Annotated in this window: 8 protein-coding genes and 1 pseudogene; 6 read left to right on the plus strand and 3 right to left on the minus strand. The window is 70.4% G+C overall.

Going from position 1 to position 6,020, the window contains the following annotated elements; all coding sequences use genetic code 11:
* The 3 genes and pseudogenes from ACWJ6R_RS28285 to ACWJ6R_RS28295 form a co-directional block, all read right to left on the minus strand.
* Nucleotides 1-2,386 (minus strand): ATP-binding protein (locus ACWJ6R_RS28285; RefSeq protein ID WP_449065147.1); only part of this gene is annotated, 2,386 nt, incomplete at its 3' end.
* Between the two features lie 17 nt (nt 2,387-2,403).
* Complete coding sequence (locus tag ACWJ6R_RS28290) at nt 2,404-2,688, minus strand: hypothetical protein (protein ID WP_449065148.1); 285 nt, start codon at nt 2,686-2,688, stop codon at nt 2,404-2,406.
* Nucleotides 2,689-2,705: 17 nt separating this feature from the next.
* Nucleotides 2,706-2,855, minus strand: a pseudogene (locus ACWJ6R_RS28295) (hypothetical protein); the annotation flags it as partial.
* 115 nt (nt 2,856-2,970) lie between these two features.
* Here ACWJ6R_RS28295 and ACWJ6R_RS28300 point away from each other — a divergent pair.
* The 6 genes from ACWJ6R_RS28300 (at nt 2,971) to ACWJ6R_RS28325 (ending at nt 5,982) form a co-directional block, all read left to right on the plus strand.
* Complete coding sequence (locus ACWJ6R_RS28300) at nt 2,971-3,423, plus strand: carboxymuconolactone decarboxylase family protein (RefSeq protein WP_449065149.1); 453 nt, start codon at nt 2,971-2,973, stop codon at nt 3,421-3,423.
* Between the two features lie 11 nt (nt 3,424-3,434).
* Nucleotides 3,435-3,725: a hypothetical protein gene (locus tag ACWJ6R_RS28305; protein WP_449065150.1), complete on the plus strand. Its 291-nt coding sequence runs from the start codon at nt 3,435-3,437 to the stop codon at nt 3,723-3,725.
* 197 nt (nt 3,726-3,922) lie between these two features.
* Nucleotides 3,923-4,270: a VOC family protein gene (locus tag ACWJ6R_RS28310; protein ID WP_449065151.1), complete on the plus strand. Its 348-nt coding sequence runs from the start codon at nt 3,923-3,925 to the stop codon at nt 4,268-4,270.
* Between the two features lie 329 nt (nt 4,271-4,599).
* Nucleotides 4,600-4,833: a DUF4279 domain-containing protein gene (locus tag ACWJ6R_RS28315; RefSeq protein ID WP_449065152.1), complete on the plus strand. Its 234-nt coding sequence runs from the start codon at nt 4,600-4,602 to the stop codon at nt 4,831-4,833.
* Nucleotides 4,834-4,968: 135 nt separating this feature from the next.
* Complete coding sequence (locus tag ACWJ6R_RS28320; RefSeq protein WP_449065154.1) at nt 4,969-5,337, plus strand: hypothetical protein; 369 nt, start codon at nt 4,969-4,971, stop codon at nt 5,335-5,337.
* A gap of 114 nt (nt 5,338-5,451) precedes the next feature.
* Entirely contained in the window at nt 5,452-5,982 is a 531-nt protein-coding gene (locus ACWJ6R_RS28325) for a hypothetical protein (protein WP_449065153.1), read from the plus strand.
* The last annotated feature ends 38 nt before the right edge of the window (nt 5,983-6,020 follow it).

The raw sequence follows: 6,020 nt of genomic DNA on the forward strand, positions 1-6,020 counted from the left end.
CCGCGCCGGCGAGCGCGAGCGCCGCGGTGTGCTCGTCGATCGCCCGCGCCGGGTCGCCCAGCGCCAAGGCCGCCTCGCCCAGCCCGTTGAAGGCCGAGGCCTCGTCGCTGCCGTTGCCCATGGCCCGGTAGAGCTCCCCGGCCAGGCGATGGCGGGCCATCGCCTCCTCGGCCCGGCCCTGCTGCCGGAGGGCCGAACCGAGGTGGTTGAGCACCCGGGCCTCGCCGAGCCGGTCGCCCTCCTTCCGGTAGAGGGCCAGGGCGAGGTCGAGATGGCGCCGGGCCTCCTCGTGGCGGCCCGTCTGGACCAGGATCATGCCGAGGTCGGCGAGGACGAACCCCTCCCGGGACCGGTCGCCGGCGATCCGGGTGAGGTCGAGCGCCTCCTTGAGGTGTTTCTCGGCGCCGGTGCTCTCACGGCGGCGCCAGGCCACGTTGCCCAGGGCGTTGAGCGCGAGCGACCTCTCGTGCGGGTCCTCGCAGACCGCGAGTGCCTGGTGGGCGAAGGCCTCCGCCTGCTCGTAGTCGCCGCGCCGCCAGTGGGTCCAGGACAGGTCGGCGAGCGCGCGGCCCGGCGGCATGGCGTGCTCCCCGAGCGCACGGCTCCGCCGCAGTGCGATGGTGTGCAGGGTCAGGGCGTCGTCATGATGGGCCCGGCGGTCGAGATAGGGGCTCAGGGCCACGGCGAGGTGGCTGATGCACACCTCGGGCCCGTGGACCACGGTCGCGATGATGTTGGAACGCTCGGCGTCGAGCCAGCCGACGGCCTCCGCCGTACCGCCGATGGGCTCCACGGGCGTGATCTGGGGCGGCATGTTCGGCCGGTCGGGGACGCTGTGGGGGAACAGCCGCTTGACCGCCGAGCGGGACCGGTGCAGGTAGTGCAGGAGCAACCGTATGAGCGCGCCGCCGTCCGCGCCGTCGCTCGCGTCGCCGTCCGTGTCACTGTCCGTGCGGTGGTCCGCGTCGCCGTTCGCGTCGCCGTCCGCACCGTTGTTCGTGCCGCCGCCTCCGGCGAGGGAGCGGGCGTGCTCGCGCAGCAGGTCGTGGAGGGTGTAGCGGCCCGGCTCATGCTGCAGGAGCATGTGCGCGTCCAGGAGGTTCTCCAGCAGCTCCTCGGCCTCGAACACCGAGACGCCGGCGAGGGCCGCCGCGGCGTGCGGTTCGATGTCCTGGCCGGGGACCAGGCCGAGCAGCCGGAACATGCGCTGCTCCGCCGTACCGAGCTGCTCGTAGGAGACCGTGAACGCCGCCGCGACGCTCCGTTCGGGCGTCGCGAGCTCGGCGAGCCGCCGCCGCTCGTCCTGCAGGCGGCCGGCCAGGTAGGACGCCGTCCAGCGGGGCCGGTGCTGCAGACGCGCGGCGGAGATCCGGATGGCGAGCGGGAGGTACCCGCACAGCTCCAGCACCTCCCGTACGGCCTCCGGCTCGGCGGTGGCCCGCTCGCCCACGATGCTCCCGAAGAGCGCGACCGCGTCGTGGGGCGGCAGCACCTCCACCGACAGCGCGTGCGCGCCGTCCAGGCCGATCAGCCGCCTCCGGCTGGTGATCAGCAGGAGGCTGTCGGAGACGCCGGGGAGCAGCGGACGCACGTGCTCGCCGTCCGCCGCGTTGTCGAGGACGGCGATGACGCGGCGCCGCGCCAGCTCGGCACGCCACAGGGCGCTCCGCTCGCTCTCCGCCACCGGGATGTCGGTCAGGCCGAGCTGCCGCAGCAGGACTTCGAGCGCGGCGGAGGCCGGGAGCGGATCCCGGCCCGCGGTGTGCGCCCGCAGATCGATGAAGAGCTGGCCGTCCGGGAAACGGTCGGCCAGGCGGTGGGCGGCGCGTACGGCGAGCGCGGTCTTGCCGATGCCGGCCATGCCGTCGATCGTCACGATCGTGCGCCCCCGCTCCGCGACCAGCCGGTCCAGCTCGGCGGTACGGCCTGCGAAGTCGGGAATGTCATAGGGCAGAAAGTTCGACCGGACCGCAGCCCCGCCCGTGACCTGGCCCGTGACCTGACCTGTGGCCCGATCCTCGGCCGTGACCTGGTCCGCGGCCTGGGCTTCGGTCGCGGCCTGGTCTGCGGCCCGGTCCTCGGCCGTGCCCCGGCCTCCGGCTCGGCCCTCGGCTTCGTTCCGGCCCCTGAACTTGAGCGCGGGGGCGTCGGTCAGAACCGCCTGCTCCAGCTCGACGAAGGCACGGCCGGGATCGAGACCCTGCTCCTCGGCGAGAGCCGTACGGTACGACCGGGCCGCGACGAGGGCGTCGGCCTGCCGTCCGGAGCGGTGCAGGGCCAGGACGAGCTGGCCGACGAGCCGTTCCCGCAGTGGCTGGGCCGCCACGTGGCCGGCCAGTTCGTCGAGCACCCGGTCGTGGTGACCCGTGTCGAGCTCGGCCTCCATGAGGCGCTCGACCGCGGTCAGCCGGCGGTCGTCCAGCAGCGCGCGGGCGCCTGCGCGTAGGAGGCGTGCACGTCGGCCAGGGCGTCGCCGTTCCACAGCTCCAACGCGTCCCGGAACCGGCCCGCCGCGACCAATTCGGTGAAGTCCTGCACGTCGAGCCGGGCGGGCCCGGGGAGCGCGACGTAGCCGCCCGGCCGGGTCTCGAGGACCTGATCGGCGCCGACGCCGCGGAGCGCCCTGCGCAGGCGGTGATCGTGGCGTGGATCTGCGACCGGGCGGTGTCCGGCCGGTCGTATCCCCATACGGCGTCGATCAGCTTCTCCATGCTGATCACCCGACCGGCGTTGAGCAGCAGGTAGGCGAGCACCGCACGGTGCCGCGGAGCGATGCCCCGCACCGCGTCGCCGTCGGCGAGCACCTGCACCGGACCCAGGAGCGTGAAGCGGATCCCCACGTGTAGCCCTTCCATCGTTGACGCATCGCGAACCTATCAATCCGGGCGGACATCCTCATTTCCGTCGGCAAGACGCCGAGACGCCGAGAAGCAGTCGTCGGCGGGACACCACGTCGGAGGAGCGAGCACGATGCAAGCACGGATGAAGAACCCCGCCATGATCGTCCCGGCCGCGTTGCAGCCGATCCAGGACCTGGCCAAGGCCGCCCGCTCGCAGGGCGTCCCCGAAGAGCTCCTGGAGATGGTGCACCTGCGGGTCAGCCAGATCAACGGCTGCAGCTTCTGTGTGGACGCGGGCCTGAAGAACCTCAGGAAGCTGGGCGAGAGCGACGAGCGGATCGGCCTGGTGTCCGCCTGGCGCGAGGCGCCGTACTACACCGACGCCGAGCGGGCCGCCCTGGAACTCGCCGAGGCCGCCACCCGGCTGGCCGACCGCGCCGACGCGGTGCCCGACGAGGTCTGGGACGCGGCCGCCGACCACTTCGACGAGCGGCAACTCGCCTCGATCCTCCTGCTGATCGCCGTGACCAACCTGTTCAACCGCCTCAACGCCCCCATCCGGCAGATCGCCGGCACCTGGTGAAGGAGTCCTCCATGTCCGCTGTCCGATCCCACACCTACTCGGTCGACCCCGCCGACCTCGAGGAGTTCCTGGCCCGCCGGGCCTCACTGATCGGCACCGTCCGGGAGACGCATCCGGGACTGACGAGAGCGCTCCTGGTCGAACTGGACGACGGCACGTACAGCGACACCTGGCACTGGGAGAGCGGCGCGCAGATGGGCGCCGCGCTCGCCGCCATCGCCATCTTCCCGGAGGCCCCGCTGACCATGGCGCTCACCAAGGACGCGACGGCGCAGAACGGTCAGGTCGTCGACGAGCGCTGAGCCCCCGCCGGGACGCCGCGGCCGACTGTCCGGCCGCGGCGGTGGGCCGCGGTGGCGGGGCCCATCGACCGGCGGCGCGGAGTGCCCCTGGGAGCCGTGGATCCGGCCCCGCCGCGAGGTGGCGGGACCGGATCCAGAGCCCGTGCGCCATCCTGGAAGGATCACCCGCACATCCCCGCTTTCCGCAGGAGCCGCCGATGTCCGTCCGTCGGATCGTCCCCAACATCCAGTCCGAAGCCCCGGGGGAGAACGCGGAGTTCTACGGCCTCCTGGGGCTGGAGGAGGTCATGAACCACGGCTGGATCATGACCCTCGCCTCCCCTTCCGCTCCCGAGGCGCAGGTCAGCATCATGGCCGCTGACAAGACGGCACCCGTCGCTCCGGACATGAGCATCGAGGTGGACGACGTCGACGCCGCCTACGCGGCCATGCTCGGCAGCGGCGCCGAGATCGTGCACCCGCTGCAGGACGAGGAGTGGGGTGTCCGCCGCTTCTTCGTCCGTGACCCGAACGGCCGCGTGGTCAACGTCCTGGGACACCGCTGACCGCGGAGATCCGCCGACGGCGGAACCCACGCTCGCCGCTTGGCCGTCTGGCCGTACGGCCTGCGGCTGTGACTCGAGGCCGGTCCCGGCAACGGAGAGCGGCTCCTTCCGGGAGAACTCCCGGAGTCGTCCAGGCAGTGCATCGGCATCCCCGTGACACTCTGCCCGACCTTCTCCGAAGCGTTCACCGGGACCTCGGTCGATGTCGATCACCAAGGCCGCCGAGTGCGTCGGCACCCTCGACCGGCTGTGGCCGGCACCCTGGATCGATCTCCTCGACCGACTCGAAATGACGTGCGCTGGACCCGCACGGTTCCTAACCTTCGCAGGTGCCCGTCAACCAGTACGTCTACTTCGCGCTGTCCAGCTACGACACCTCCGCGGCGGACATCACGGCCATCCTCGGGATCGAACCCGACGAGACCACCGTTCGCGGCAGCCGCATCGCTGATCCAAGCCATCCCGTCCCCGCAGTGCACCGCTGGAAGATCGTCTGCCGTGACCCCGAGCTCACCATTGACGAGCAGATCGCTCACGTCCCCCTCTGTGTCAGGCTTAACTGAGACCTCCCCGCCGAGGGGTGGGGGCTCATCACGCTTGAGAGAGCACGTCCACAGGCGAACAAACGGTGGACGGACTCGGGAGAGACCCACGATGAGCGCGGGCTGAAGCACAGAGCCAAGGACGACACCCGGGAGATCCCGATTCCTCCGGTCCTCGTCGCGCTCCTCCGAGAGCACATCGAGGCGTACGGCGCGGAGAGGGACGGCAGGCTCTTCCGCACGAGCAAGGGCCGCCCGTTCTCCTCCTCGGCGTACTCAGCCGTCTGGCAGGAGGCCCGTCGGGCGGCTTTCACTGCCGAGCAGGTCGCTTCCCCGCTGGCGGCCCGGCCGTACGATCTGCGGCACGCTGCGGTCTCGCTCTGGCTCAACGCAGGCGTACCGCCGACCGAGGTCGCCCAGCGGGCCGGCCACGGTGTAGATGTGCTCCTCCGCGTCTACGCCAAGTGCATCGAGGGGCAGCGAGCGCGCGCCAATGGGCAGATCTCCAGGGCGCTGGACACATGATCGGGTGACGTCCCGGAGCTCCTGATGGATGCCTCAGCACTGGAACTAGGGGGCGTATCGGACCGTTACGCTTAAAGATCCTTGGAGGAAACACCATCTCGGCGGGGGCGCTCAGTGCCTGACTTTGACGAGCTTTTGACCACTCCCATCCCCTTACCGTTCGGATGGGGCTCGCTGCCGTTCTGGTTCCTGCTCCTCACGGTGGTCTCTGGCGTAGGCGTAGTCCTTGGGGCGGTGCTGAAGGAGCCGACAGGCGGCAGCGAAGGCGGTCACAAGCATGATCATGCTGAGATGGCTGCACGTGGGAGCCTGCTGGGAGGCCGCGGGCAAGTCGCAGGCGTTATCGTCGCTTCATTCGCGATCGTCGTGAGTGTATGGATGGGGGTGGCGCAGTTAGAGGAGGAGATGCGACAGCAGGAGCAGCAGTCACGTGAAGAAGTGCAGCGGGAGGCGCAGCGGGCACAGCAAGCGAAGGAGCAGCGGGAAGAGGAAGTTATGCGTGAGCATGCCTCTTTCGTCAGACGCGTTGCTGTGTTGGCGTACCCAGATTCTGCAGGGATGAAGATCAAGGTTCGCAATGCTAACTCGGCTGCCGCCACAATCCTTGTTCTGTCGCGCGTAGCTGCTAAGAGGGAGTTTTGTTAGCTTTTGTTCCTGTTCATCGTGAATAGGCCGGGTTCCGG

The organism is Planomonospora algeriensis (genome assembly GCF_977012225.1).

What these genes read in the sequence shown, in the direction of transcription:
- ACWJ6R_RS28290 (WP_449065148.1), bottom strand. Translation starts at nt 2,688, where the DNA reads ATGGGGATACGACCGGCCGGACACCGCCCGGTCGCAGATCCACGCCAC.
- ACWJ6R_RS28300 (WP_449065149.1), top strand. Translation starts at nt 2,971, where the DNA reads ATGCAAGCACGGATGAAGAACCCCGCCATGATCGTCCCGGCCGCGTTG.
- ACWJ6R_RS28305 (WP_449065150.1), top strand. Translation starts at nt 3,435, where the DNA reads ATGTCCGCTGTCCGATCCCACACCTACTCGGTCGACCCCGCCGACCTC.
- ACWJ6R_RS28310 (WP_449065151.1), top strand. Translation starts at nt 3,923, where the DNA reads ATGTCCGTCCGTCGGATCGTCCCCAACATCCAGTCCGAAGCCCCGGGG.